The sequence below is a fragment of the Streptomyces sioyaensis genome (assembly GCF_004122735.1).
GTDB lineage: Bacteria > Actinomycetota > Actinomycetes > Streptomycetales > Streptomycetaceae > Streptomyces > Streptomyces sioyaensis.
This window is the reverse complement of sequence record NZ_SDIF01000051.1, coordinates 19858-46064: the sequence shown is the minus strand read 5'-3', so window position 1 is coordinate 46064 and position 26207 is coordinate 19858. Positions and strand designations below refer to the sequence as shown.

Below are 26207 nucleotides of genomic sequence, written 5' to 3'. Positions count from 1 at the left end.
CGCCCGCCTCTGGACCAACGGACACCCAGTCGACTGGACCACCCTCCACACCACAACAACCCCCACCCAACCCATCGCCCTCCCCACCTACCCCTTCCAACGCCGGCGCTACTGGCTCGAAGCCGCACCCGACACCGGCAATGTCGCCATCCTGGGCCAGGCTCCCGCGGACCATCCGCTGCTCGGCGCCGTACTTCACCGTGCCGGCTCGGGCGAAACCATCCTCACCGGTCGTGTCTCGCTCCAGACGCATCCCTGGCTCGCCGACCATGCGATCAGCGACAGCGTGCTCGTCCCGGGTACGGCGCTCGTCGAACTCGCCCTCCATGCCGGTGACCACACCGGCACCCCCCACCTCGAAGAACTCACCCTCCAAGCACCGGTCGTGCTGCCCTCGGAGCAGCAGGCTTTGCAGCTACAGGTCACGGTCGGCGCACCCGACGCAGCTGATCGACGCACCGTCACGATCCACTCGCGTCCCCATTCCAGCGACGCCCACACCGACCAGCCTCCCTGGACGGAGCACGCCCAAGGCGTCCTCTCCCCTCGACTCACCCTGCATGAGGCCGATTCCGAGCTTGCCATCTGGCCGCCCGCCGAAGCCCGGCCCGTGCCGGTGCACGACCTCTACGAGGAGCTCGCGGCGCAGGACTACCACTACGGCCCGGTCTTCCAGGGCCTCCAGGCCGCCTGGCAGCGCGGCAAGGACGTCTACGCCGAGGTCGTGCTGCCCGAGGAGGCTCATGGGGACGTCGGCGCGTTCGGGCTTCATCCCGCCCTTTTCGATGCCGCCCTGCACGCCGCTGATCTGAGCGGTGGGGACGCGGCGACCGCTCCGGGCGCCGGGAGCGGGGGGTCGGGCATGCTGCTGCCCTTCGCGTGGCAGGGCGTGGCGCTGTATGCGTCCGGTGCTACCCGACTGCGCGTGCGGATCACCCGTACGGCCGAGAACACGCTGTCCGTCGTCGCGGCCGATGCGCAGGGCGAGCCGGTGGCCTCGGTGCGGTCCCTGGTCCTGCGTCCGGTCGATGCGGAGCAGTTGAGCCTGCTCCGGGCCCCCGAAGGCGGCCACCAGCCGCTGTACGCCGTGGACTGGCTGCCCTGGGACCGGTCGATGACGGCTGACGGAAGTGCGGAGGTCCTTGCCGTCCGGCCGGCCAGCAGTAGTGCCGGAGCGGCCGAGTGGGTGGACAGTGCAGAGGCGCTGCTGCCGGACACGGTTCCGGCCGAGGTGGTGGTCCACTGCGACGATGGGGCGGCCACCCCGGGCGGTGCGTCCTTGGAGCTCGCCACGGCGGTACGGGCCGCTACCGGGCGGGTGCTGGCGCTGCTCCAGCGCTGGCTGGCGGACGAGCGGTTCGCCGCGTCGCGGATCGTCATCGTCACGCGGGGGGCCGTCGCGGTCGCCCGTCCCGGCGAGCTGCCGGAGGACGTGCGCGACCTGGCGGGCTCGGCGGTGTGGGGCTTGGTGCGCGCGGTGCGTGAGGAGCATCCGGGCCGGGTGGCGCTGGTGGACGTGGACGGGGCGCCGGAGTCGCAGGAGGCGCTGGCGGCTGTGGTGGCGAGCGGAGAGCCGGAGGTCGCCCTCCGTGGCGGCTCGGCGTTCGTTCCCCGGCTCGTACGGGCCGCGGCGGTCGGCGTCGGCGCTGACCCCGACCAGGGCGTACGTCAACTCGACGGCACGGGAACGGTGTTGGTCACCGGGGGCACCGGCGGACTCGGCAGCGTGCTCGCCCGGCATCTGGTGACGGCCCACGGAGTGCGCCATCTGCTGTTGCTCAGTCGCCGCGGTCCGGACGCCGAGGGCGCCGGCAAACTCGTCGCCCAGCTGGCCGAGTTGGGTGCGAGCGTCGATGTCGTGGCCTGCGACGCGTCGGATGAGGGCGAGCTGGCTGCGGCTCTCGCACGGATTCCGGTCGCGCATCCGCTGACCGGTGTCATCCACGCCGCCGGTGTGCTGGACGACGCGACGCTGGCCTCGCTGACTCCCGAGCGGTTCGAGTCGGTGCTGCGTCCCAAGGTGGACGCGGCGCTCAACCTGCACCGGCTGACGGCGGATGCCGAGCTGTCGGCGTTCGTGCTGTTCTCCTCCGCGGCGGGCACGCTCGGCGCGGCCGGTCAGGCCAACTATGCGGCGGCGAACGTCTTCCTTGACGCGCTGGCCCAGCACCGTCGGGCCCAGGGGCTCCCCGGATTGTCGCTGGCCTGGGGTCTGTGGCACGCGGAGTACGGAATGGGTGACCAGCTCGCCCGAGCCGATCTGCGGCGGATGACGCGCTCCGGTATGCGGGCGCTCTCGCCGGAAGAGGGCCTGGCCCTGTTCGACGCCGCCCTCGCTCGGCCGGAGCCCGGCGAGCCGGCCGGAACCACTGGGCCGGGCCGGCCGGCGGTACTGCTGCCGATGGCGCTGGACGCCGCCCGTATGCGGGCCGGGAGCGGCGCCGACGGCGTCCCGGCGATGGTGCGGGCTCTGGTGCGGACGCCGTCCCGCCGGGTGCTGGACAGCGGCTCGGGGTCGGCCGGTGCGGAATCACCGGCGGACCTGCTGGTGAGGCAATTGGCGGCGATGTCGGCGAAGGAGCAGGAACGCACGCTGCTGCACCTGGTGCGCCGTCACACGGCCGAGGTGCTCGGGCATGCCCGGGGGGAGACCGTCGATCCGCTGCGTGGCTTCGTCGAGCTGGGTTTCGACTCGCTGACGGCGCTGGAGCTGCGCAACCGGCTGGGGCGTGCCAGCGGGCTTCGGCTGCCGTCCACGCTGATCTACGACCATCCGACTCCGCTGGCCGCGGCCCGCCATCTGCGCGCCGAACTCGTCGACGAGGACGTCACCGCGGGTCCGTCGCTGGAGGCGGAGCTCGCCGGCCTGGAGGCCGCGATGAGCGGTGCCACGCCGGACGCGGCCGAGCACGCTCGGGTCTCGGCACGGCTGCGGGCGCTGGCGGCGCAGTGGGGCGAGGCGTTCCGCCCGGACAGCGCGCACACGCTGGAGGACGACCGGGCGGAGCTGGAGTCGGTGTCCGCCGATGAGCTGATGGACATCCTCGACGGCGAGCTGGACGCCGACTGAGAGGGAGCGGGAGAGGGAGAGAGAGGGAGAGGAGTACGGCGAGGGCCGGCCACCGGGTGTCAGCGGTGGCCGGCCCTCGTCGGCTGTGGGGCCGGCCCTCGTCGGCTGTGGCTGCCGGCGCCGTCCCCAAGGGGCCCGGCAGCAGGGCTGTCGGTTCAGTCCGACGGATGCGGGGCGCCCGGTCCGGACGACGCGGACGACGCTGGCGATGCGGGCGAAGCCGGCCCAGGGACCGTCGCGGGCGTCCCGTTCTCGCCCGTGGCGGCCGCCTCGTCGGGCAGCGGGGTCCGGGTGTGGCGCAGCAGGATCAAGGAGAGCGTGGCCATCGCGAGGAGCAGGCCGGCGGTGGTCCAGGAGGCGACGCGTAGTCCGTGCGCGAAGGCGTCCCGCGCGACGGTGAGCAGCTCTTCGCCGGCGCCGGAGGACAGCTGGTGGGCGGCCTGCACCGCGCCGCCCAGCGTGTCTTGTGCCGCGCTCACCGCGCTGTGCGGAAGGTTGCCCGGCACCTGTTGTGCCACGTCGTGGCGGTACACGGCGGTGCCGATGCTGCCGAGGACGGCGATGCCGAAGGCGCCGCCGAACTCCGTGGCGGTCTGGGACAGTCCGGAGACCGAGCCGGCCCGGTCCGCCGGGGCGGTGGCGATGACCAGGTCGGAGGTGGTGGTCATGACCAGGGTGATGCCACCGGCCATGATCACGGTGCCGGTGACGAGCACCGCGACGCCCGAGCCCGGGTGGAGCTGGGAGAGCACGGCGTATCCGGCGGCGGCGACGACCAGACCCCCGGTCACCACCACCGCGGGACGTACCAGCCGCACCAGCAGCGGGACCAGTGCCGAGCTGATCAGGGCGGCGCCCGCGGCGGGCAGTGCCCACAGACCGGCGCGTAACGGGCCGAAGCCCAGCACCATTTGCAGGTACTGGGTGGTGAAGAGGCCCGATCCGACGAGCGAGAAGATCGCCAGGACGCTGGTGGCAATGGATGCGCTGAACGCCCGGTCGTGGAAGAGCGTGACGTCGAGCATGGGTGCGGCCAGCCGGCGCTGGCGGCGCAGGAAATACCAGCCGATGGCGAGCCCCGCGACGAAGGCGGCGCCCGGTGCGGCGCGCAATCCGTCCTCGGCGGTCTTCTGGATGCCGTATACGGCCGGCAGTACCGCGGCCAGCGACAGCGCGGCGCTGAACAGGTCGAATCTGCCCGGCTGTTCGGCTCTGGACTCCGGCAGCAGGGCCGGCGCGAGAAACAGCAGGAGCACCATGACCGGCAGGTTGACCAGGAAGACCGAGCCCCACCAGAAGTGTTCCAGCAAGACGCCGCCGAGGAGGGGGCCGAGCACGGCTCCGCCGGCGAACGCGCCGGTCCACACGGCGATGGCGGTCCGGCGTTGTCCGTCGTCGCTGAACATGTTGCGGATCAGGGACAGGGTGGACGGCATCAGGGTAGCGCCGCCAAGGCCCAGCAGGGCCCTGGTGAAGATGAGGAGGGCGGGGTCGGTGGCCAGCGAGGCCGCCACCGAGGCCAGGCCGAAGACGACGGCGCCGGCCATCAGCAGACGTCTGCGGCCGATCCGGTCCCCCAGGGACCCCATCGTCAGCAGCAGCCCGGCCAGGACGAACGGGTAGATGTCGACGATCCAGAGGAGCTGGGCGCTGCTCGGGCCCAGCTCGCCGCTGATGAAGGGCAGTGCGTAGGACAGCACCTGCATGTCGAGGGAGACCAGCAGGACGGGAAGGACGAGAACGGCGAGTCCGGTCCACTGCTTCCGCCCGGCCTTCCGGGTCGGCGGTATCGGCGCTGTGCCGGTGTGGCGCATGGTGTGAACGCTCCTGTCCGTCGTGCTCCGCCTACGAGTTGAGGTAGGCGAGTACTGCCAGTACGCGCCGGTTGTCGTCGCCGGAGGCCGCGAGCCCCAGCTTGGTGAAGATGCTGTTGGTGTGTTTACTGACCGCCTTCTCGGAGACGAACAGCTTGGCCGCGACGGCCGCGTTGGACCGTCCTTCGGCCATCAGTCCGAGTACCTCGCGTTCCCGCGCGGTCAGGGCGTGCAGCGGGCCGGGCCCGGTCTCGTGCTTGATCATCAGTTCCGACACCACCTTGGGGTCCATGACGGTTCCGCCGGCGGCCACCTGCCGGACCATGTCGACGAAGCGGCGTACGTCGAAGACCCGGTCCTTGAGCAGATAGCCCACGCCGCCGTTCTGGTCGGACAGCAGCTCGCGCGCGTACATCTGCTCGACGTGCTGGGACAGCACCAGAATGGGCAGCCCCGGTACCTCGGTGCGGGCCTTGACCGCGGCCTGGAGTCCCTCGTCGGTGAACGTCGGGGGCAACCGCACGTCGACGATGGCCACGTCCGGCCGGTGGGTGAGCAGGGCCCGCAGCATCGCCGGCCCGTTGTCCACCGCTTCGATCACCTCGAAGTCGTGTGCCGTCAGCAGTTGTACGAGGCCCTCTCTCAGCAGGGCCAGGTCCTCGGCGATCACTACTCGCACGGCAGCTCCATCGTCACCAGGGTCGGTCCGCCGGGCGGACTGCTGATGTCCAGTGTTCCGTCGAAGGCCGCGAGCCGGCGTTGCAGGCCGCGCAGACCGCTGCCGCCCTCCGGGTCCGCGCCGCCGCGGCCGTTGTCACCGACCTGCGCCCGGAGCGCGCCGTCCGCGTGCCACAGGCGCAGGCTCGCCCGGTTGGCGCCGCTGTGCTTGGTGACGTTGGCGAGGGTCTCGGCGATCACGAAGTACGCGGCCGACTCGACCGGCGGCTGGGGCCGGGAGGGCAGTTCGATGCTCACTTCGACGGGCATCGCCAGGCCCATCGCCAGCGCCCGTACCGCGCCGTCCAGTCCGCGCTCGGCGAGCACCGGCGGATGGATGCCGCGTACCAGGTCCCGTAGTTCGGTCAGGGCCTGGCTGCTGGACTCCATGGCGTCGGCCAGGAGTTTGCGCACCATGACGGGGTCCTGCTCCACGAGGGTGTCGGCGAGCCCGAGGCTCATGCCGAGGGAGACCAGGCGGGCCTGCGCACCGTCGTGCAGGTCCCGTTCGATCCGGCGGAGTTCGGCGGCCTGGGACTGCACCGTCTCCGAGCGGGTCTCGGTCAGCCGCTCCACCCGCAGGGCGAGCCGGGCGCTGCGGGTGGGTGCCAGCAGCAGCCGGTTGAAGCGGGTGTGCAGCCGGAGCAGCGGGCGGGCGCAGAGCAGTCCCAGGGCCACCAGCAGCACCCCCTGGGGGATGGCGAGGTAGGCGTCGGTCTGGTCCGTGATGGGCCAGATCGCTCCGAAGCCCCAGTGCGGGCCCATGCTTTCCCAGAGGAACGGGGTGACGAGCATGCCGTTCAGGCCGTAGGCGACCAGCGAGGCGGGCAGCAGGCCCAGGACCAGGCCGACCGGCGCGTCGAGCAGCATCCACAGGACGTCCCGCCAGGTGGCCGGGTCGGACAGCAGCTGCCTGCACTGTCCGAAGGAGCGGGCGCCGTCGTGGGGGGCGGCCGCGGCGGTGTGCCGGTAGGGGATGTCGATGGGGTCGCCGGTCCATTCGCCGGCCGTCCGGCGGTGGAAGGTGGCCAGTCCGCGGACCGCGACCATGACCACCGGCAGGAGGAAGACGCCCACGCCGACGATCAGTGCGGCCAGTGCGATGACCGTGGCGGTGAACAGGGCGACGCTGCCGACCTGGGAGAGTACGGCGACCAGCACGCCCCGTGCGCACCAGCGCAGCCGGTTGACCGCGCCGCTGTCGCCGGAACCGTGTTTCCTCACCACTGGGCCGCCACCGCCCGCCGTCCGACCGGGCCGGCCGTGTCCGTTCCGCGGAACGGTGCCGGTAACCCTGCGGTCCTCGCCTTGTCCACCTGGTCCAACCTCCTGTGGCCCGGAAGCGCACCGCCCCCGCGAGCCTCATCATGCAGCACGTGCGGGCGGGCGACCGGGCGTTCGCGCGCCGCCGTGCCCGGTGTCACGGTCCTTCAAGGATCGCGGGTGGGCCGGGGCGGGAGCAGTGGGGCAGGACCCCGGGGAGGGGTGGAGTTTTCTCCACCCCCCTTGGGGTCGTAGACCCATCGGCCGCGGCGCCCGCCGTCCGTAGCGTTGAGGACGTGATCGCGTCTCCCACGCGACAGGTACAGGGAGCTTTGAATGGACACCATCGCAGTCGCCGACACAGTCCGGTTGAACGCGGTTCGCAAGGTCTACGGCGAGGGCGCCAACTCCGTGACCGCACTCGACGGCGTCACTCTGACCTTCGAGCGCGGCAGCTTCACCGCCGTGATGGGGCCCTCGGGTTCGGGCAAGAGCACCTTTCTGCACTGCGCTGCGGGGCTCGACCGGCCGACCTCCGGCACGGTTCTGCTGGACGGCGAGGACCTCAGCGGCTACGACGAGACCACGCTGACCAAGATGCGGCGCGAGCGCATCGGCTTCATCTTCCAGTCGTTCAATCTGCTGCCCGCCCTGACGGTGCTGCAGAACATCACGCTTCCGCTGAAGCTCGCCGGCCGCCGGCCGAACCGCGCGCGGGTCACCGAGGTGATCCAGCGGGTCGGGCTCGGCGAACGGACCGGACACCGCCCCGCCGAGCTGTCCGGCGGCCAGCAGCAGCGGGTGGCAATCGCCCGTGCCCTGGTCACCGGGCCCGCGGTGGTGTTCGCCGACGAGCCCACCGGCGCGCTGGACACCCGTACCGCCCGTGAGGTCCTGCGGCTGATGCAGGAGTCCGTGCAGTCGCTGGGACAGACCATCGTGATGGTCACCCACGATCCGGTGGCGGCCTCGTACGCGGACCGGGTGGTGTTCCTCGCCGACGGCCGGTTCGTGGGCGACATCTACCACCCGACCGCCGAGGTGGTCGCCGAGCGGATGACCCACCTGGGCGCCTGGGCGGACGAGCAGCCGGCCGCCGGCGGCCGGCAGATGCGGACCTCGACGGGGGGCACGTACTGATGCTGTCCCTCGCTCTGCGCACCCTGCGTTTCCGCAAGGGCGGATTCGTGGCCACCTTCATCGCCATGTTCTTCGGCGCGGCACTCATCATGGCGTGCGGCGGGCTGATGGAGAGCGGCGTCCGCGACGCGGTGCCGCCCCAGCGGCTGGCCGCGGCTCCGCTGGTGGTGACCGGCGACCAGACCTACGAGTCCTCGCAACTGGCCGAGCGGGTCCGGCTCGACGCCGGCCGGGTGGCCACCGTCGCCGCCGTCCCAGGAGTCGCGAAGGCCGTGCCCGACGTGTCCTTCCCGGTTTCCGTCGTACGGGACGGCCGTCCGGTGACCGACCTGTCGGACACCGCCACCCGCACCGAACACCGTCCGCTCGGCCACGGCTGGGGCTCGGCGCAGCTGGCCCCGTACACCCTCACCTCGGGCACCGCACCGGGGGCTGCCGGAGACGTGGTGCTGGACACGGAGCTGGCCCGGCAGGCCGGCGCCACCGTCGGTACCGACGTCCGTCTGGTGGCTCACGGCCGACTGACGACGTTCCGGCTGACCGGTCTGGTCCAGCAGGCCGGTGGCCGTACGGCCGCGCAGCCCGCGGTGTTCTTCACCGACGCCCGGGCCGCCGCGCTGAGTGGCCGGTCCGGCACCGTGGACGCGATCGGTGTGCTGCCGAAGCCCGGCACCGACGCCGGTGAGCTGGGCAGCCGGATCGAGCAGGCGCTGGACGGCCGGGCGGCAGTGACCCTGGCCGGCGACAACCGCGGGCTCGCCGAGTTCCCACAGGCCGCGACCAGCCAGAAGAACCTCATCATGCTGTCCGCCATCTTCGGCGGCTGGGCCATCCTGGTGGCCATGTTCGGAGCGTCGTCGACGCTGGGGCTGACCATTTCGCAGCGGCACCGCGAGATGGCTCTGATGAAGGCGATCGGCACCACCCCGCGACAGCTGCGCCGCATGATCCTGGGCGAGACGCTGACCGTCTCGATCGTGGCGTCGGTCCTGGGCTGCCTGCCCGGAGCGCTGCTCAGCCGGTTCCTCTTCGACAAGCTGGTCTCCGCCGGGATGGTCTCCCAAGCGGTCGAGTTCCGGCTGGGCATCGTGCCGGCCGTGGTGGCGGTGGCTGCCTCGCTGCTGGCCGGCGTGGGCGCCGCGTACCTCACCGCCCGGAAGATCGCCAAGACCCGGGCCACCGAGGCGCTGGCGGACAGCGCGATCGAGGGGAACTGGCTGACCCGGACCCGGATCTGGCTGTCCGTCCTCTTCCTGGTCGGCGGCGCCGCGATGGCCGTGATGACCATGACGACGATGACCGGCGATCTGACGGCCAGCACCGCGGGACCGGCCTGCATCCTGTGGGCGATCGGCCTGGCCCTGCTCGCCCCCGGCTTCACCAGGGCCATCGTCGCCCTGCTCAAGGGACCGCTCGGTGCCGTGTCGGGACTGGCGGGCCGGATCGCGGTGCTCAACTCCCGGGCGCACACGGTCCGGATGGCCGCCACCATCACGCCGATCATCCTGCTGACCGGCATCGCCACCGGCACGCTGTACATGCAGCAGATCGAGGACGCCTCGAACCGCACGGCGCACACCGGGATCCTGCGGGCGGACGACGTCCTGACGGCCACGGCCGGCGGGCTCGCCCCCGGCACGCTCGACCGGGTCCGGCACACCCCGGGCGTCGCCGCGGCCTCGGACTACGTGACGAGCACCGGTTTCGTGCAGAGCCCCGAGGACACCACGCAGACCGGCGACGGCTGGACCCTGCAGGGCGTCACCGGGGACCGGAACCTCTCGGTGCGGGCCGCCGAGGGCTCACTCGCCGGGCTCCGTGGGAACAGCGTCGCACTGCCCGTCGACCACGCCGCGGCGCTGGGGCGCGGCATCGGGGACAGCCTCACGCTGCGACTCGGCGACGGCACGTCGGCCACGGTGAAGGTGGTCGCCACCTACCGGCCGGAGGGTGTGGCGGCGTCGCTGCTGCTGCCCGCCGAGCTGCTGGCCGCCCACACCACCGACGGAGCGGCCGGGCAGATCGTGGTGCGCCGCGCTCCGGGAGCCGATCCCGGCAAGCTGACCCAGGCGCTGTCCGCGCTGGTCAAGGACCAGCCGGGGGTCGAGGTGTCCGGCAGCGCCGCGCTCACCGCCGACCGCACGGCGGGCCAGCAGCAACTGGCCACCATCAACTACCTGGTGGTCGGGATGATCGTCGGATACACCGCGATCTCCGTGGTGAACACCCTGATCGCGGCCACCGGCCGGCGCCGCCGGGAATTCGGTCTCCAGCAGCTGACCGGATTCACCCGACGGCAGATCATGACCATGATGAGCATGGAGAGCGTGCTGACCCTGGTCGTCGGCGTCGTCCTGGGATCGGTCGCCTCCGCGGTCACCCTGTTTCCCTACAGCGTCGCCAAGCTGGGCCGGGTCGTGCCGACCGTACCGGTGTGGATCTACCTCGCGGTCGTGGCCGGCGCGGTGATCATCACCTTCGCGGCGACACTCGTACCGACCTGGCGGGCCACCAGGTTCCGCCCGGTGGAGGCGGCCACCGCGGCCGCCTGAGGGCAGGTGCCGTGACCGGCGGCCGGCGCAGGACGGGCCGCCGCCGGACGAGCACGGCACACAAGCCACTGTGAAGAGTCGGGAGCCCACCCCCCGTTGGGCTCCGGACCAGGGGTCCCACCGCTCTCCGGAGCGGTGGGACCCCTTTGTCGTCCGATAGGGGGCGGGCGGCCCTCGACCCCTATGCCGGACCGCCACCACGCCGTCCGCCGGCCCGGTGCGGGTGGGGGTGGCTAGGGGTCAGCCGGGGTTGGCCGGGTCCGGGCCCCGGTGGGAGCCTTCACGGGCAGACCACAATCGTCACAGGGGGCACCCGAGTTGAGTGAGTTGAGCAGCGGCGATCAGGAGAAGAGCAGGTGGATCCAGCGGTTCCACCCGGCTCCGGACGCCAAGACCCGGCTCGCCTGCTTTCCGTACGCGGGCGGTTCGGCGAGCTACTTCCACGGTGTCTCCGCCGCGCTCTCGCCCGCGGTCGAGGTGCTCGCGATCCAGTACCCGGGCCGTCAGGAGCGCCGGACCGAGCCGTTGCTGCACTCGATCGAGGCGCTGGCGCAGCGGGCCACGGAGGCGTTGCGGCCGTGGGCCGACCGCCCGTTGACCCTGTTCGGGCACAGCATGGGCGCCATGGTCGCCTTCGAGGTGGCCCGGCGGCTCACGGACGACGGGGCCGCACCGCTCTCCGTCGTCGTCTCCGGCCGTCGCGCACCGACCAGGGTCCGGGAGGAGAACGTCCATCTGCGGGACGACCAGGGGGTCGTGGCCGAGATGGAGCTGCTCGGCGGCAGCGATCTGCGGGTGTTCCAGGACCCCGAACTCCGGGACCTGTTCCTGCCGGTCATCCGTGCCGACTACCAGGCCGTGGAGACCTACCGCCACCGGCCGGGACCGCCCCTGCCCTGCCCGGTCCTCGCGCTGCTGGGGGACCGCGACCCGATGGCCACGGTCGAGGAGACCCACGACTGGGCCGCACACACCACAGCCGCGTTCGCGTTGCGGACCTTCCCGGGCGGCCACTTCTACCTCAACTCGCAGGCTCCGGCCGTCATTTCGGCGATCCGGGACCACATCGGATCCCTGGTCGGCTGACGCCGCCGTCCGGACGAGCCCGTACCGCCTGGACCCCTCGCGGGGGTGCCGAGGGGGGGTGGCCTGAGAGGTGTCATGTCGCGCCATGACATGACGCGACATGTTGACGGCGCGCCATCAGGAATCCGGGCCGGAGCGTGCCATGAGCCAACCCACCGTCCGCGTCGGAAGGATGCGAAATGACCGAGCGTCTCGCCGAACTGTCCGCCCTTCGTGAGCAGGCGGCGCGTGGGCCGAGTGCGCGTGCGACCGAGGCGCAGCACGCCAAGGGCAAGCTGACGGCGCGGGAGCGGATCGAACTGCTGCTGGACCCGGGCTCGTTCACCGAGGTGGAACAGCTGCGGCGGCACCGGGCGACCGGTTTCGGGCTGGAGGCCAACCGGCCGTACACGGACGGGGTGGTCACCGGCTGGGGCACGGTGGACGGCCGCACCGTCTTCGTCTACGCACACGACTTCCGGATCTTCGGCGGCGCGCTGGGCGAGGCCCACGCCACCAAGATCCACAAAATCATGGACCTGGCCCTCGCGGCCGGAGCCCCGCTGGTGTCGCTGAACGACGGCGCGGGCGCCCGTATCCAGGAGGGCGTCTCCGCGCTGGCCGGCTACGGCGGCATCTTCCAGCGCAACACCCGTGCCTCGGGGGTGATCCCGCAGATCAGCGTGATGCTCGGCCCGTGTGCGGGCGGCGCCGCGTACTCCCCCGCGCTCACCGATTTCGTCTTCATGGTCCGTGACACCTCGCAGATGTTCATCACCGGCCCCGACGTGGTGCGCGCGGTGACCGGCGAGGAGATCACCCAGAACGGCCTCGGCGGCGCCGATGTGCACGCCGGGACCTCGGGCGTGGCGCACTTCGCCTACGACGACGAGGAGACCTGTCTCTCCGAGGTCCGTTACCTGCTCTCGATGCTCCCCTCCAACAACCGCGAGAATCCACCGTCGCTGCCCTGCGCGGACCCCGCCGACCGCTCCGGTGCCGCACTGCTCGGCCTGGTCCCGGCCGACGGCAACCGCCCGTACGACATGCGCAAGGTCATCGAGGAACTCGTCGACGACGGCGACCACATGGAGGTGCACGAGCGCTGGGCCCGCAACATCATGTGCACCTTGGCGCGGCTGGACGGCCAGGTCGTCGGCATCGTCGCCAACCAACCGCAGTTTCTGGCCGGAGTGCTGGACATCGAGGCGTCCGAGAAGGCCGCCCGCTTCGTCCAGCTCTGCGACGCCTTCAACATCCCGATCGTCACCCTCCTGGACGTGCCCGGGTTCCTGCCCGGCGTCGACCAGGAGCACGGCGGCATCATCCGGCACGGCGCCAAGCTGCTGTACGCCTACTGCAACGCCACCGTCCCGCGCATCTCGATCGTGCTGCGCAAGGCCTACGGCGGCGCCTACATCGTCATGGACTCGCAGTCCATCGGCGCCGACCTGACCTACGCCTGGCCCACCAACGAGATCGCGGTGATGGGCGCCGAGGGCGCCGCCAACGTCATCTTCCGCAAGCAGATCGCCGCGGCCGGCGACCCGGAGGCGATGCGGGCGCGGATGGTCAAGGAGTACAAGTCCGAGCTGATGCACCCCTATTACGCGGCCGAGCGCGGCCTGATCGACGACGTCATCGACCCGGCCGGGACCCGCGCGGTGCTGATCAGCTCGCTCGCGATGCTCCGCACCAAGCACGCGGACCTGCCGGCCCGTAAGCACGGCAATCCCCCGCAGTGATCCTGCGCCGACGGACGGAGAACACCCCCATGAGCGCTCCCGCCGAATCCTCTGTGCTGCGGGTCGAGAAGGGCCGGGCCGGCCCCGAGGAACTCGCCGCGCTCACCGCGCTCCTGATGGCCCGCGCCGTGGTCCGACCCGAGCCGGCCCCGTCCCGCCGCCGCTCCACGGCCGGCTGGCGCCGCCTGGAGCGCACCCCCGGCTTCCGCGCGCCGCACAGCTGGCAGGGCTGACACCCGGGCGCTGACACCCGGTCACCCGCACCGGCGCGAAGGCGCGGGGACTCGACCTCACGGGCAGTTCAAGCCCACCGGCAGTGCAGCCCACGGCCCCGCTCCGGCCCGTCAGACCTCCCCGTCAGACCTCCCCGTCAGACCTCTCCGTACGCCTCGCCGCCGAGTTCCAGCCGTGCCGTGCCGGCGGTGCTGTCCGCGAGCCAGGCGCGGAAGGCCTCCAGATCCGCCTCCGGCAGCCCGACCTCGATGCGTACCTCAGCGCCGTACGTCACCTCGCGCACCGCCCGGCCGGTCGTGCGCAGATCGTTCTCCACCCGGCCCGCCCGCTGGTGGTCGACGGTGACCGTCACCAGCCGGAAGCGCTGCCGGGTGACCGTCCCCAGCGCGTCCAGCGCCTCGCCGACGACGCCTCCGTAGGCGCGGATCAGGCCGCCGGCCCCGAGCTTGACGCCGCCGAACCAGCGGGTGACGACGGCGACCACATAGCGGACCTCGCGGCGCACCAGCATCTGCAGCATCGGTACGCCCGCGGTGCCGCCCGGCTCCCCGTCGTCGCTGGCCTTCTGGACGTTGCCGTCGGCGCCCATGACGTAGGCGAAGCAGTGGTGGCGGGCGGTGGGGTGTTCCTTGCGGATGCGCGCGATGAAGTCCTGGGCCTCGGCCTCGGTCGCCACGGGCGCGAGCGCGCAGCGGAAGCGGGACTTGTTGATCTCGATCTCATGGACGCCCTCGCGCGCGAGCGTGCGGTACTGCTCCTGCATCGGACCAGCCTATGCGGCCGCTGTGACCTGCGGACACCGGCCGGTCCGCGGCCCGCGCCGCGCTGGGGTGTCCGCCGTAAGGGCGCGCGGGTCCGCCGGACGGGCGCAGAGCGCACGGCCAGGCGGCGTACCCGCCCCGTCCGCACGGTGCGTCGGGGAGACGTCCGCGCCGCACCGTGGGCACTGTGAGGCCAGTGCGAGAGCCTCGTGTTTCCGGGGCCCCGCTCGTACACGTAGGAACGGCGGGTTTGCGGAGGGCGGCATGGAAGAAAGCACACAGTCGGCGATGACGGCGGGCGTTCCCGTGACGGGCGAGGAGATGCCCGAGCCCCCGCCGGAGGTCATCGAGGCGGCACGCAATGCTCCCGATCACTGGTTGGCCATGGTGGACCTGACCTGGCAGGGAGAGGGACCACCGCCCCTGTGGGCACTGATCGGGCAGTGGCGTTCGGGCCCGACGGGGGAGATCGAGGAGTGGCGGGACAACCCGGAGTACCGGCCGTCGCCGCAGATGCTGGACTGGCCGGAGCCGGCCGACGCGGTCGACAGCGCCGTGCAGCTGGCCGCGACCGGCTACGGGCCGGGGCAGGACGTCTCCGAGGCGCTGGCGCGCGCGGAGGTCTCCGTGCTGGTCACCGCGACCGGTTCGCCGCTGGCCGCCGCCTCGCCCGACGGCACCCCGGTGATCCCGGTCTACACCTCGCAGAGCTATCTCGAATCGGTGGGCCGGCTGCTCTACGACCGCCGGCCGGTGGCCGCACTCGTCGAGCAGCTGCCGCCGGGGCATGCGCTGTACCTCAACCCGACCGGCCCGGTGAGCATGCTGGTGGACACCGAGGAGCTGCGCACGGCGCTGGCCGGGGCGTCCGGCACGGCGGACGAGGCGCGAAAGCCGGCCGCGGCCTCCCGCCCGGGAACGGGGGCCGGCGGGGCCGAGCCGGTGAGCGGAGGCCGGGCGATCGGCAAGCCGGCCCGTGCGGCGAACGGCAGCACCGTGGTGGGGGCCGGGATGGCCAGTACTGGAGTGGCCCGCGGCGCGAACTGAACCGCCGACCCACAGGACCCGCCCCGCCCGTCTTCCCCTTCGGGCGGGGCGTCTGCCGTACGGCGGGCGGGGACGCCCGTGCGGTTCCGCGGCCCGGCGGCCCTCGCGACGGGAATCTCCGGGCGGCGCCGTCCGTTGAGCGCACAGGACCCTTCCATCCGCAGGAGGCAGTGCGCGTGTACGGCGACCCCACCACGATCCGCAGGATCCTCACCGAGCTCGGCGACACCTGGGCCGTCGTGGGCCTGTCCACCAACGAACAGCGCGCGGCGCACGGCGTCGCACGGGTGCTGCAGCGCTACGGCAAGCGGATCGTGCCGGTGCACCCGAAGGCCGAGACGGTCCATGGCGAGCAGGGATACCCCTCGCTGGCCGCGATCCCCTTCCCGGTCGATGTGGTCGACGTCTTCGTCAACAGCGAGCTGGCGGGTGGCATAGCCGACGAGGCGGTGGCGCTGGGCGCCAAGGCCGTCTGGTTCCAGCTCGGGGTGGTCGACGAGGCGGCCTGGAACCGCGTGCACGACTCCGGGCTCGACATGGTGATGGACCGCTGTCCGGCGATCGAGCTGCCCCGGTTGGGGTGAGGGGCCGCCCTCCGCAGCAGCGTTGTGCCGCTCGATACGCGGCGCGATCACGCTCGCTGACGAGCTGTTCGGCCGGATGCCCCGCCGGCATCCCCACCTTGAGCGCCGCGAGCAGCGGGGCCCGGCGGACACCCGTCAGGCCGCGCCCAGCCCCTCCAGGAGCGTGGCGCCGGGAAGTTCGGCCAGGGCCTTGCCGGGCACGATGAGCTTGCCGCGGCGACCGCCGCTGCCGATCAGGGCGTACGGGGCATCGGCGACGGCGGTGTCCACCAGCAGCGGCCAGTCGGCGGGCAGGCCGATGGGGGTGATCCCGCCGTACTCCATCCCGCTGTCGCCGACCGCCTGGTTCATCGGTGCGAACGACGCCTTGCGGGCGCCCAGTTGACGGCGCACCACACCGTTGACGTCGACGCGGGTGTGCGAGAGGACGACGCACGCGGCCAGGGTGGTCTCCCCGCCGCGCTTGCCGGCCACCACCACGCAGTTCGCCGACTGCTCCAGCAGCCAGGGGCCGTAGCGCTCGACGAGCAGGGCGGTGTCCGCGATGGCCGGGTCGGTGTCGACGTAGCGCAGCTCCTCGACCGGCACGGATCCGTGCCAGTCCCGCAGCGCGGCGGCCACCGGCCCGACCAGCAGGTCGAGGCACTCGACGGCGGGTCGGACCTCGTCAAAAGCATCCATCGGCACGGGCATGGGCGCCAAGCTAACAGTCGCGGCCGCCCGGCGGCGGACCGTCTCAGCGGGCAAGCGGGATGATCACCGACATGGTCATCTCGATCGGTTCCTCGCCGTCGTTGCGGTACGCGTGCGGGACCTTGGCCTCGAACGTCGCGGCGGAACCGGCGGGCACCCGGTGCTCCACACCGTCCACGACCAGCGTCAGGGTGCCGGTGCGGACCTGCAGCAGTTCGACGGTGCCGGGCGGGTGCGGATCGGAGGCGCTGCGGTCGCCGGGCATCAGCCGCCAGTCCCACAGTTCGAACGGGCCGGGCGCCTCGGCACCCACCAGGAGCGTGGTGTGGCTGCCGGCCTCGGTGGACCAGAGCCGGACCGCCTCGCCCGCGGCCACGATGCGCACCTGCGGGCCCTGCTCGTAGTCGAGGAGCGTGGTGATGCTGACGCCGAGCGCGTCGGCGATCTTGACGGTGGTTCCCACGCTCGGGTTCGTACGCGCCTGCTCGATCTGGATGATCATGCCGCGGCTGACGCCGGCACGGGCCGCCAGCGCATCGAGGGTGAAACCGCGCTCGGCGCGCCAGTGCTTGAGGTTGCGGGCGAGCGACTGCGTGAGCTGGTCGAGATCCGTCACGGGTCCGTCCAAGTCGGGGGCGAATATATTCGATGCCGCAGTTCAATTTTTTGCACTACGGTGTGGTGTACTTCAGCGTCCGGTTCACTGTACTGCGAGGTTTCACCATGACAGCGGTCTTCGCCCTGGCCACCAGCCTTCTGTGGGGGCTCGCCGACTTCGGCGGCGGACTGCTCACCCGACGGCTGCAGGCGCTGACCGTCGTGGTGGTCTCGCAGACCCTGGCCGCCCTCGTCCTGGGTGCCATCGTGGTGGCCACCGGCGGCTGGCGGGAGGCCGGACCGCAGCTGTGGTTCGCGGTCGGGGCGGGCGTCGTGGGCCCCGCCGCCATGCTCTGCTTCTACCGTGCCCTCGCGCTCGGCCCGATGGGTGTGGTCTCCCCGCTCGCCTCGATCGGCACCGTGCTGGTACCGCTCGGCGTCGGGATCGTGGCGGGCGAGCGGCCGGGCCTGCTCCAGGCCACCGGCATGGTGGTGGCGGTGGTCGGGGTGCTGCTGGCCGGCGGCCCGCGGATCAGCGGCGCGTCGGTGGCCCGCCAGACGATCGTGCTGACGCTGGTCTCGGCGCTCGGCTTCGGCGCGGTGATGGCGCTGATCTCCGAGGCGTCCACGACCGTGACCGGGCTCTTCCTGGCCCTGTTCGTCCAGCGGTTGTGCAGTGTCGCCGTCGGCGGCGCCGCCCTGTACGCCTCGGTGCGGCGCGGCACCCCGGCGCTGCCCGACGGCGGACCGGCCGCCCTGCGTGGCGCGCTGCCCGCCCTCGCCTTCATCGGCATCGCCGATGTCGCCGCCAACGGCACCTACGCGATCGCCGCCCAGAACGGACCGGTCACGATGGCGGCGGTGCTGGCCTCCCTCTACCCCGTCGTCACCGCGCTCGCCGCACTCGGCGTCCTCAAGGAGCGGCTGCAGGCCATCCAGACCGCCGGCGCCTCCCTCGCGCTGGTCGGCACGGTGCTGCTCGCCTCCGGCAGCTGACCGGGGCGGGGACGGCGGCGGCACCAGCGCGCCTGACGAACGGTCAGAACGCCTCGTACGCCTCCCCGGCTCCCTCCGCCTGCCAGGCGCCCAGCGCGCGCAGCTGCTCGGGGGTGACGCCCTCGGGAATCGGCACCGGCGCCGGCGTGCGCAGCGGCGGCTGCCAGCCCTCCTGGGGGTCCCAGCGGCGGACGATCTTGGCGGGTGCGCCGGCGACCACCGCATGGTCGGGGACCTCACCGCGGACCACGGCACCGGCCGCGACCACCACGTTCCGGCCCAGCCGCGCGCCGGGCAGGATCACCGCCCCGGTACCGATCCAGCTGCCGGAGCCGATGGTGACCGGGTCGCTGCGCGGCCACTGCTTGCCGATCGGCACCTCGGGGTCGTCATAGCTGTGGTTGGTGGTGGTGACGTACACACCGGGGCCGAAGAAGCAGTCGTCGCCGATCGTGAGCCGGACATCGGCGATCACATGGCTTCCCCTCCCGAGCACCACGCCGTTGCCCAGCGTGAGGATCGGGTCCGGGCCGAGATCCAGGTCCGGCATCATGCCTGCCGTCAGCGTCACGTCCTGGGCGATGATGCAGTGGTCGCCGAGCTCGATCCACGGGTCACCGAAGACCGTGCCCTGCGGGAAGGCGAGCCGGGTGCCGGTGCCGATCCGGCGGAAGCGGTACGGACCGGGGCGCCCGGCGGTCACGGCCGCGGCCTCCCTCACCCAGCGCGCGCCGCGGTGCACGGCACGCGACACGGCCCGGCGCCGCCAGGCCGCGACGGATGAGAACACGTTCTGGTTTATCGGCACCCGCACACCGTACTCAGCCCGTCGGGATACCGGCCGCGCGACGGGCTGTGATCTTCGCCCCACCCGTGGCCGTCCCCGCCGGGCACCGCCGCGGTCGTCTACGGTGCTGGAGGCGCGGCGCGGCACGGCAAGGAGAGCGAAGAATGACGGGACAAGCCTTGATTTCAGCGGTGGGCGGCAAGGAGCCGAAGGTCGATCAGGCGGCGTTCACCGCCCCGACGTCCGTCGTGCTCGGCGAGGTCTCCATGGCGGCCGGCTCCAGCGTCTGGTACCACGCGGTGCTGCGGGCCGACTGCGGCCCGATCGTGCTCGGCGCCGACAGCAACATCCAGGACAACTGCACGGTCCATGTCGATCCCGGCTTCCCGGTGACCGTCGGCGCCCGGGTCTCGGTCGGCCACAACGCGGTGCTGCACGGCTGCACCGTCGAGGACGACGTCCTGATCGGCATGGGCGCGACGGTCCTCAACGGCGCGCACATCGGGGCGGGCTCCCTGGTCGCCGCGCAGGCGCTGGTGCCCCAGGGCATGCGGGTGCCGCCCGGCTCCCTGGTCGCCGGGGTGCCGGCGAAGGTCAAGCGGGAGCTGACCGCCGAGGAGCGCGAACTCATCACGGTCAACGCCACGATGTACGGGGAGCTGGCGGACCGGCACCGGGAGTCGGTGCCGGACACCGACGGCTGATACGGGCGGGCGACCGAGGCCGGGGTGCGGCCGGTTCTGGGCAGTGTCCCGGCCGGAAGTTCAGCGGTCTCGGCCGGCCTCGGCGGCCGTCAGGACGGACGCCATCAGTTCCGCGTCGAACAGGGTGGCATCCGCGAGGCGGTGGGCTCCGGCGTACGCGTTCAACATGACCTTGGCCGTCCGGAGCGCCACGGGTGACCTGCGGACCATCGGCTTGGTCCACTGCCGGATGACCTCGTCCAGCTCGTCCTCCGCGACGACCTTGTGGAGGATGGACAGCTCGGCCGCCTTCGCCGCGTCGAAGCTGTCACCGGTCAGGATCAGCTCGCGGATCCGCGCGGCGCCCGTCTCGTGCAGCAGCCGCGGCAGCGCACCGCCCCAGGCGGGCGGCATGCCGAGTGCGAGTTCCGGCATCCGGAAGCGGCAGGTGTCCGCCCCGGCCCGCAGATCGCAGAAGAGCGCCAGCGCCAGCCCCGCTCCGATCACCCCACCGTGCAGCCTGGCAATGGTGACGGCCTGGACATTGGCCAGGGCATCGCAGACCCGGCGCGCCTTACCCGCCACCGCCCGGAGCCCCGCTCCCCCGGCGTCGGCGGCAAGGAGTTCGGCGAACTCACGGCGGTCACCGCCCAGACAGAAGTCGGCTCCCTGGCCGGAGAGAATCAGCACGCGGACGTCGGACGCGTCCTGCAAAGCGCCCAATACGGTGAGGAGTTCATCGAGGAGCGTTCCGCAGACGGCGTTGCCGGTTTCCGGGCTGTCCAACTGGACCTTGAGGACGGTCCCCTCCGATATGACACGGAGCGCCTTGAAATCATCCATCACAACGCCTTTACTCTTCGCTTCTGTGTCTACTGTCGACCGAACTGCGTCAAGACTGGACCACACGCAGTTCGGTGATGCGGCGGAACCCCACCCGCGGCGCCCACGTGGGGGGCCCGCTGACCCGCAGACCGGGCAGCCGCCCGAGGAGCGCGGTCAGCAGCGTCGCTGCCTCCAGACGCGCCAGCGGCGCGCCCAGGCAGTAGTGGATGCCGGAGCTGAAGCTGAGGTGCGCGGCCTTGCGGCGGATGTCGAACACACCGGGATCGAGATGGTGCTGCGGGTCGTGGTTGGCGGCACCGATCATGAGGTGCACCATCTCGTCCTTCTCGATGCGCACGCCGGCGAGCGCGGTGTTCTCGGGGGCGACACGGCTGATGATGTGGTTCGGGGAGTCGTAGCGCAGCACTTCCTCGACCGCGTCCGGTACGTGGTCGGGATGGGCGCGCAGCCACCCGAACTGGCGGGGGTGCTCCAGGAGGAGCCACACCATGGTGGACAGCATGGTGGAGGTGGTCTCCGGTGCGGCCAGGAAGACCAGCAATGCGAGGAGGTAGACCGCCTCGTCGGCCGCCTCCCGGTCGGATTCGAGACCGTCCCAGGTACGCAGCCAGCCCGAGACCGGATCGTTCCCGGGCTCCCTGCGGCGCTCCTGCACCAATTCCCTGAAGTACGCCTGTAGTTGGCCCGTGGCGGCGTCGGACAGCGCGAGCTGACTCGTGGAGGGCAGCAACTCCTGGGTGAATACCTGGTCGTGGGCGAGCGCGCGCAAATACGCGTAGTCGGCGGAGGGCAATTGCAGCCAGCCGCCTATGGCATTCATGGGGAGCTCTTCGCTGACCAGCGCACTGAAATCTGCTTCGCCATCGGCGCGCAATTTCTCGGCGAGCCGGTCAAGAAGCCGATCGACGGATTCCTCGATCGCCTCCTTGATATCGGCCATGCAGGTCCGGTCGAACATATTCCCCAAGGAGCGCCGCACGCGGGTGTGATGCGGAGCATTGAGCGCAGGCAAGGTCCTGCTCATTTCCCGCGAAGAAGGTGCGCTCCAACGCGTCGCCGCCCCCTGCCTGGCCCGCCACTCACTGTCCGGCACCTGCCACGTCCGATCCCGGAGCACCTGGTCACACAGGCCGTACGAGGTGATCAGGTACCCGCCCCACGGCGCTGGGACCACATCCCCCATCGATCTGAGTTCGGCGTAGAAAGGCAATGGATTCGCTTGTCCGCTTGAGGTGCGCAAACGAGAAAAAAGCGAAACCAAGGCCCGTCGATCAACCGCGGGGGAAGTCAGGACGGACTCCACAGCTACTCCTTGTTCAGGCGCTCACATAAAACGGGACACCCCTGCCTACCCCAGCGCCTGAACACTTATTCGACAATTACCGCCCGAATATGTTGCAGATGTCACACCCTCCACCAGTTGAGGAATCCACTCCACCAGCTACCCTTCCGGGATTTGCCCTGGTTATCCTGCGGCGAGGGATTTCCGGTGGTAACACCGGAGGGCTGGCGACCGGACGGCCGACGCTCGTCCCGCACCGGTGTGAAGCGGGCCGGAAGCCCGTTGAGCGCCCGGTGGAACGGGCCCGGCCGATACGTCAAGCTCTCCTCGGCCACCGCCAGTTCGATGTCCGGCAGGACGTTGAGGAGCTTCTCGATGGCCAGGACCGAGATCAGCATGGCCGGGTCCTTCGCCGGGCAGGCGTGCGGGCCGGCCCCCCACGCCAGGTGCGCCCGCTTGCTGAGCGTCTGACGGCCCAGCGAGACGTTCGGATCGGTGTTGGCCGCGGCGAAGCTGACGAGCACGGGGTCACCGGCGGGCAGCGTGCGGCCGGAGAGCTCGGCGTCGTGCACCGGGTAGTGCACCGCGTAGTTGGCTATCGGCGGGGAGTTCCACAGCACGTCATTGATGGCGTCCTCGACGAGCATGCCGGCTGAATGCTGGCCACCTGAGTACTTCTCGTCGGACAGCAGCAGGCACAGGGCACTGGCGATGATGTTCTGCATCGGCTCCGCGCCGGCGCCTATGAGAAGCACCAGCTGATGGATCATCTCCTCGTCACTGAGCCCCGCCTGGTGCTGCATCAGCCAGGAGGTGACGTCATCCCCGGGGTGGGTCCGCTTCAGCGCCACCAGCTCGAACAGCGACTCGGTGAGGACCTCGTTCGCCTTCTCCGCATCGACGCCGTCGAAGATGCCGGAGAAGCCGAAGACCAACCGGTCACCGATCTCGGCCGGGCAGCCGAAGAGGTCGTTGAAGACGAGCAGCGGCAGCCACTGCGCGTAGTCGGTGACCAGATCGGCCTTGCCGCGGCTGCTGAACTGCTCGATGAGATAGGCCGCCACACGATTGACATGCCGGTTCATCCGGTGCATATCAATCCTGGCCAGGCTGTCCGTCACGGCCTGGCGGAGCCTCAGATGGGTGGCACCGTCCGAGAACATGGGGTTCGGCCGGTACATCATCATCGGCAGCACCGGACTGTCCAGGGGAACCCGCCCCTCGTTCAGCGCGCGCCAACGGCGCGGATCCCGCGCGAAGCTGTCCGGATTCTGCAGGACATGGAGCGCTGTGGCGTAGTCCGTGACGAGTTCGGCCTCCACACCGGGAGCCAGCTCGACGGGCGCGCTGGGGCCGTACTGCCGCAGCGTCTCGTAGAAAGCGTTCGGCGCGGCGGCGAATTCCGGCCCGTGCAGGGGCACCCTTTCGCCGCCGGCGTGCGCGGGGCAGCCGGGTGGCGGAGTCTGGAATTCCGAGTGAGATTGCATGCCTGAGCTCCTAGTTGACGCGGGACTGTAGATACCGGACGAGCGTGATCAGGGAATCCGCCGAGGAACGCTGGTCCCGTGCGTCACAGTGGACGACGGGTGTCTCAGGGAGAAGGTCCAGCGCCTCCCGGATCTCGTCGAGCGAATGGGAGGGAGTCCCGTCGAACCGGTTCACGGCGATGGCGTACGGGATTCCGTAGTGTTCCACCAGGTCCATGACAGGAAAGGACTCGTCGAGTCGCTGTGGGTCGACCAGGACCAGCGCACCCAGCGCCCCCCGCGTCATGTCTTCCCACACCTGAACGAACCGCTGCTGTCCGGGCGTTCCGAACAGATAAAGGACCAGCTTCTCGCTGAGCGTGAGCCGGCCGAAGTCCATGGCGACCGTGGTCGTGGTCTTGTCCGGTGCGCCCTTCGGGTCGTCAATTCCGGCGCCCGCCTGAGTCATTACCTCTTCGGTCCGCAGCGGAGGAATCTCGGACATGGTGCCGATGAATGTCGTCTTCCCCACGGCGAAGTGTCCGACCACGAGGATCTTCGCCGCGGTCTGCACTGAATTGCGCAGGTACACGCCGTCATCCAAAGCGAGCCTGGAGCCCATTCAGCACCTCCTCAAGGATTTTCCGGTCGACAAGCTGAGCGCTAGGTATGGGCGCGCGGGAGTAGAGATGACCCTCCCGCGCGAGATCGGCCACCAGAATCTTGACAACGCCCACCGGCAGCCGGGTGTGCCCGGCTATCTCGGCGACCGAGAGAAAACCTCCCGAACACAACTCCAGCAGGCGGAGCTTCTCCGGATCGAGAGGTTTCGTCCGGGGCGGCTCCGCATGCACGGTGACCAGGGTGATCAGCGAGAACTCACTGCCGTCAAGAAGATCGCGGCCGTTGGTGATGACGTACGGCCGTACTAATTCTGCTGCTTCGTGTTCCAGCTCCGGCTCGTCGTCAGGTGTCATGACTGGATATCAGCCCTATCGCGAGGCGGGCTGGTCAGTGCCTTGCCGAGCTGCCCGACAAGCTGTTGCATGCGGAACGTGATCTCCGCCATGTCGACATCAGGTGAGGCCGAAACGGCGAGATAGGCACCTTCACCGGCGGATATGAGGAAGACCCAGCCATGGTCGAATTCCACCAGCGTCTGCCGCCATTGCGGACGATTGGCGGGCACCCCGCCGTAGCAGAAGTCCGCGACCGTACGGCTCAGCGACTGCATTCCGCTCATCGCCGCGGCGACGGTGTCGGCGTGGTCCCGGCCGACGTCCTTCGAGCGGGCCATGAGCAGGCCGTCGGCGGAAACGAGAATGGCATGCTGCGCTTCGGGCAATTCCAGAGCACTGTCAAGCATCCACGACAGATCGTAGTTCACTGAACCTCATGCCCTTCATTGCTTGCATTCGTGGAACGACGCCCGGACTGTGTGCCGCGCTGAAATGCGCCCATGACGGACGCGGTCGTTGCGCTGTCGCGGGCCGGGGTTTCCGTACTCTCGGTCTGGGTCGGCACGATGGAAATCGCGCCGCGGCGGCGACGCTTCGGCAGCCCGCCGGCGGTCGTCTCGGCGATCGGTTGAACGGGAGCCGGCTGCTCCATGGGCTGCCGCCCCGGAGCCGGGTACGCGGGGGCCCGGGGAGCCGGAGCAGCGCCGCCGGGGGCCGGTTGACCAGGAGGATGCTCGGGCGGCAACGGGGCGGACGCGGCCACGGCAGGACTCTCCTCGGGCTCGTGCAGGGACGTCAGTAGATCGTCGGGGAGCAGGACGACCGCGCGCACGCCACCGTAGGGAGAGGTGGAATCCACCGATACCGTGAATCCGTATCGGGCGGCGAGCACACCCATGACCGTGAAACCGAACTGTGGCGGATTGCCAAGGCTGGAGACACTGGCGGAATTCTCGCTCGACAGCAGCTGAGCGGCGCGCGCCTTCTCCTCCTCGTTCATGCCGACACCGGCGTCGTCGACGACGATGCATACACCCTTGGGCACCGGACGGATATTGATCTCGATCATCGTTTCCGGTGCCGAATAGCTGGTGGCGTTGTCCAGCAATTCTGCAAGAACCAGCGCGACCGGTTCCACCGCGCGGCTCACGATGGCGAAGTTGCTCTGCGAGCGGATTTCGACGCGCGTGAAGTGGCGGATGCGCCCCTTCGCGCTGCGGACCACATCGTAGAGCGAAGCATTGTGCCGTCGCCGGCCGAGCCAGCCGTCGCAGAGGACGGCGATGGACTGGGCGCGCCGCGCAAACTGCGAGTTCATGTGGTCGATGTCGAGCAGATCCTGAAGGATCTTGTGCTCGCCATAGGTTTCCTGCAACTTTGAGATCGCCAGCTGCTGCTCGCTCGCCAGCCCCTGCAGGGTCCGCATGGCGGACTTCAAGGTGGTCTTGGTGGCCTCTTCCGCCCGGTCCTTGGCCTCCTCCACCGCCTCCGTGTAATGGTGCTCCAGATTGGCGTAGTGCTGCTTGAGTTCAGCCTTTTCTGCTCGAAGCTCCGATATCTTCTTTCTGCCGCGAATAATCGCGGTTGCGGCGACAGGTGTGCCAGCGATCAGTCCCCAGAGCGCTGGATCCTGGAAGTATTGCGTCATAAGACTCTCTTCGGACGACGGAGCCACCAGGTGTCGTGTGCCTGGCTGCGGCGGATCTGATCATTCGCGGTTCCAGACATACGGGAACGCCCGCGCACAGTCGCCTGCCAGAAAGCCATCAAAGGGCCGGCTAATGGCATATTTCTCCCGGGGTGGCAGTTTTCATAGGCCAATGCACGGAATTTCTTTCCTGCCATAGCAGGTGGTCACCTCGTTGGCAAGTGCGATGATCTTAGCATCACGGCAACGACCGTCGTC

General features: G+C 70.6%; 24 protein-coding genes. 10 read left to right on the top strand and 14 right to left on the bottom strand.

The genetic code is table 11. From position 1 onward, the window contains the following. The coding region (locus EST54_RS18800) for a type I polyketide synthase (protein ID WP_129248804.1) at positions 1–3070 on the top strand (3070 nt) is incomplete at its 5' end. A 155-nt stretch (positions 3071–3225) separates the two neighbouring features. On the opposite strand, the gene EST54_RS18795 is transcribed toward EST54_RS18800, so the two are convergent. Genes EST54_RS18795 through EST54_RS18785 form a run of 3 tightly spaced genes read right to left on the bottom strand, consistent with a single transcriptional unit; the run spans position 3226 to position 6828 of the window. Further along, a complete protein-coding gene (locus EST54_RS18795; RefSeq protein WP_129248803.1) occupies positions 3226–4884 on the bottom strand; it encodes an MFS transporter in 1659 nt (552 codons plus the stop codon). Between the two features lie 31 nt (positions 4885–4915). Next, complete coding sequence (locus tag EST54_RS18790) at positions 4916–5563, bottom strand: response regulator transcription factor (protein WP_129248802.1); 648 nt, start codon at positions 5561–5563, stop codon at positions 4916–4918. After that, positions 5554–6828 carry a sensor histidine kinase gene (locus tag EST54_RS18785; RefSeq protein WP_129248801.1) on the bottom strand — a complete coding sequence of 425 codons (1275 nt, stop codon included), beginning with the start codon at positions 6826–6828 and terminating at the stop codon, positions 5554–5556. The genes EST54_RS18790 and EST54_RS18785 overlap by 10 nt, the downstream gene beginning before the upstream one ends. A 372-nt stretch (positions 6829–7200) precedes the next feature. On the opposite strand from EST54_RS18785, the gene EST54_RS18780 reads away from it, so the two are divergent. From EST54_RS18780 to EST54_RS18760, 5 genes are all read left to right on the top strand, one after another. Further along, a complete protein-coding gene (locus tag EST54_RS18780; protein ID WP_129248800.1) occupies positions 7201–8004 on the top strand; it encodes an ABC transporter ATP-binding protein in 804 nt (267 codons plus the stop codon). Further along, positions 8004–10556 carry an ABC transporter permease gene (locus tag EST54_RS18775; protein WP_129248799.1) on the top strand — a complete coding sequence of 851 codons (2553 nt, stop codon included), beginning with the start codon at positions 8004–8006 and terminating at the stop codon, positions 10554–10556. Before EST54_RS18780 ends, EST54_RS18775 begins: the two co-directional genes overlap by 1 nt. A 327-nt stretch (positions 10557–10883) precedes the next feature. Next, a complete protein-coding gene (locus EST54_RS18770) occupies positions 10884–11642 on the top strand; it encodes a thioesterase II family protein (RefSeq protein ID WP_129248809.1) in 759 nt (252 codons plus the stop codon). A 179-nt stretch (positions 11643–11821) separates the two neighbouring features. Beyond that, the gene (locus tag EST54_RS18765; RefSeq protein ID WP_129248798.1) at positions 11822–13366 is read left to right on the top strand and encodes an acyl-CoA carboxylase subunit beta; all 1545 of its coding nucleotides are present in this window, start codon (positions 11822–11824) and stop codon (positions 13364–13366) included. A 29-nt stretch (positions 13367–13395) separates the two neighbouring features. Further along, a complete protein-coding gene (locus tag EST54_RS18760; RefSeq protein ID WP_129248797.1) occupies positions 13396–13599 on the top strand; it encodes an acyl-CoA carboxylase epsilon subunit in 204 nt (67 codons plus the stop codon). 137 nt (positions 13600–13736) lie between these two features. On the opposite strand, the gene EST54_RS18755 is transcribed toward EST54_RS18760, so the two are convergent. Then, positions 13737–14363, bottom strand: coding sequence for a YigZ family protein (locus EST54_RS18755; RefSeq protein WP_129248796.1), 627 nt, complete (start codon positions 14361–14363; stop codon positions 13737–13739). A 262-nt stretch (positions 14364–14625) separates the two neighbouring features. Here EST54_RS18755 and EST54_RS18750 point away from each other — a divergent pair, with 262 nt between their 5' ends. Together EST54_RS18750 and EST54_RS18745 are read left to right on the top strand one after the other, a co-directional pair. After that, positions 14626–15408, top strand: coding sequence for a type VII secretion system-associated protein (locus tag EST54_RS18750; protein WP_129248795.1), 783 nt, complete (start codon positions 14626–14628; stop codon positions 15406–15408). 176 nt (positions 15409–15584) lie between these two features. Next, positions 15585–15992, top strand: coding sequence for a CoA-binding protein (locus tag EST54_RS18745; protein ID WP_129248794.1), 408 nt, complete (start codon positions 15585–15587; stop codon positions 15990–15992). A 135-nt stretch (positions 15993–16127) separates the two neighbouring features. Here EST54_RS18745 and EST54_RS18740 read toward each other — a convergent pair whose 3' ends face one another. Next, positions 16128–16685, bottom strand: coding sequence for a YbaK/EbsC family protein (locus EST54_RS18740; RefSeq protein WP_129248793.1), 558 nt, complete (start codon positions 16683–16685; stop codon positions 16128–16130). A gap of 43 nt (positions 16686–16728) precedes the next feature. Continuing rightward, complete coding sequence (locus tag EST54_RS18735; RefSeq protein WP_129248792.1) at positions 16729–17301, bottom strand: helix-turn-helix domain-containing protein; 573 nt, start codon at positions 17299–17301, stop codon at positions 16729–16731. A 107-nt stretch (positions 17302–17408) separates the two neighbouring features. Here EST54_RS18735 and EST54_RS18730 point away from each other — a divergent pair, with 107 nt between their 5' ends. Then, positions 17409–18278, top strand: a complete 870-nt coding sequence (locus EST54_RS18730; protein WP_129248791.1) for a DMT family transporter — start codon at positions 17409–17411, stop codon at positions 18276–18278. A 43-nt stretch (positions 18279–18321) separates the two neighbouring features. Here EST54_RS18730 and EST54_RS18725 read toward each other — a convergent pair whose 3' ends face one another. Next, the gene (locus tag EST54_RS18725) at positions 18322–19086 is read right to left on the bottom strand and encodes an acyltransferase (RefSeq protein WP_244942555.1); all 765 of its coding nucleotides are present in this window, start codon (positions 19084–19086) and stop codon (positions 18322–18324) included. 143 nt (positions 19087–19229) lie between these two features. Between EST54_RS18725 and EST54_RS18720 the strand changes: the two genes are divergently transcribed. Then, entirely contained in the window at positions 19230–19769 is a 540-nt protein-coding gene (locus EST54_RS18720; RefSeq protein ID WP_129248789.1) for a gamma carbonic anhydrase family protein, read from the top strand. A 60-nt stretch (positions 19770–19829) separates the two neighbouring features. Here EST54_RS18720 and EST54_RS18715 read toward each other — a convergent pair whose 3' ends face one another. The 7 genes from EST54_RS18715 to EST54_RS18685 all read right to left on the bottom strand — a co-directional run bounded on the left by EST54_RS18715 (position 19830) and on the right by EST54_RS18685 (position 25949). Next, positions 19830–20594: an enoyl-CoA hydratase/isomerase family protein gene (locus EST54_RS18715; protein ID WP_129248788.1), complete on the bottom strand. Its 765-nt coding sequence runs from the start codon at positions 20592–20594 to the stop codon at positions 19830–19832. A 46-nt stretch (positions 20595–20640) separates the two neighbouring features. Beyond that, on the bottom strand, positions 20641–21897 hold the full coding sequence (locus EST54_RS18710) for a cytochrome P450 (protein WP_372448128.1): 1257 nt from the start codon (positions 21895–21897) through the stop codon (positions 20641–20643). A 101-nt stretch (positions 21898–21998) separates the two neighbouring features. Beyond that, positions 21999–23363, bottom strand: a complete 1365-nt coding sequence (locus tag EST54_RS18705; protein WP_129248787.1) for a cytochrome P450 — start codon at positions 23361–23363, stop codon at positions 21999–22001. A 10-nt stretch (positions 23364–23373) separates the two neighbouring features. Continuing rightward, a complete protein-coding gene (locus tag EST54_RS18700) occupies positions 23374–23964 on the bottom strand; it encodes a GTP-binding protein (RefSeq protein WP_129248786.1) in 591 nt (196 codons plus the stop codon). Further along, positions 23939–24319 (bottom strand): DUF742 domain-containing protein, encoded by a 381-nt coding sequence (locus EST54_RS18695; RefSeq protein WP_006601658.1) that lies wholly within the window; start codon positions 24317–24319, stop codon positions 23939–23941. Before EST54_RS18695 ends, EST54_RS18700 begins: the two co-directional genes overlap by 26 nt. Further along, positions 24316–24729 (bottom strand): roadblock/LC7 domain-containing protein, encoded by a 414-nt coding sequence (locus EST54_RS18690; RefSeq protein WP_129248785.1) that lies wholly within the window; start codon positions 24727–24729, stop codon positions 24316–24318. Before EST54_RS18690 ends, EST54_RS18695 begins: the two co-directional genes overlap by 4 nt. After that, the gene (locus tag EST54_RS18685; protein ID WP_129248784.1) at positions 24726–25949 is read right to left on the bottom strand and encodes an ATP-binding protein; all 1224 of its coding nucleotides are present in this window, start codon (positions 25947–25949) and stop codon (positions 24726–24728) included. Before EST54_RS18685 ends, EST54_RS18690 begins: the two co-directional genes overlap by 4 nt. Positions 25950–26207: the final 258 nt, after the last annotated feature.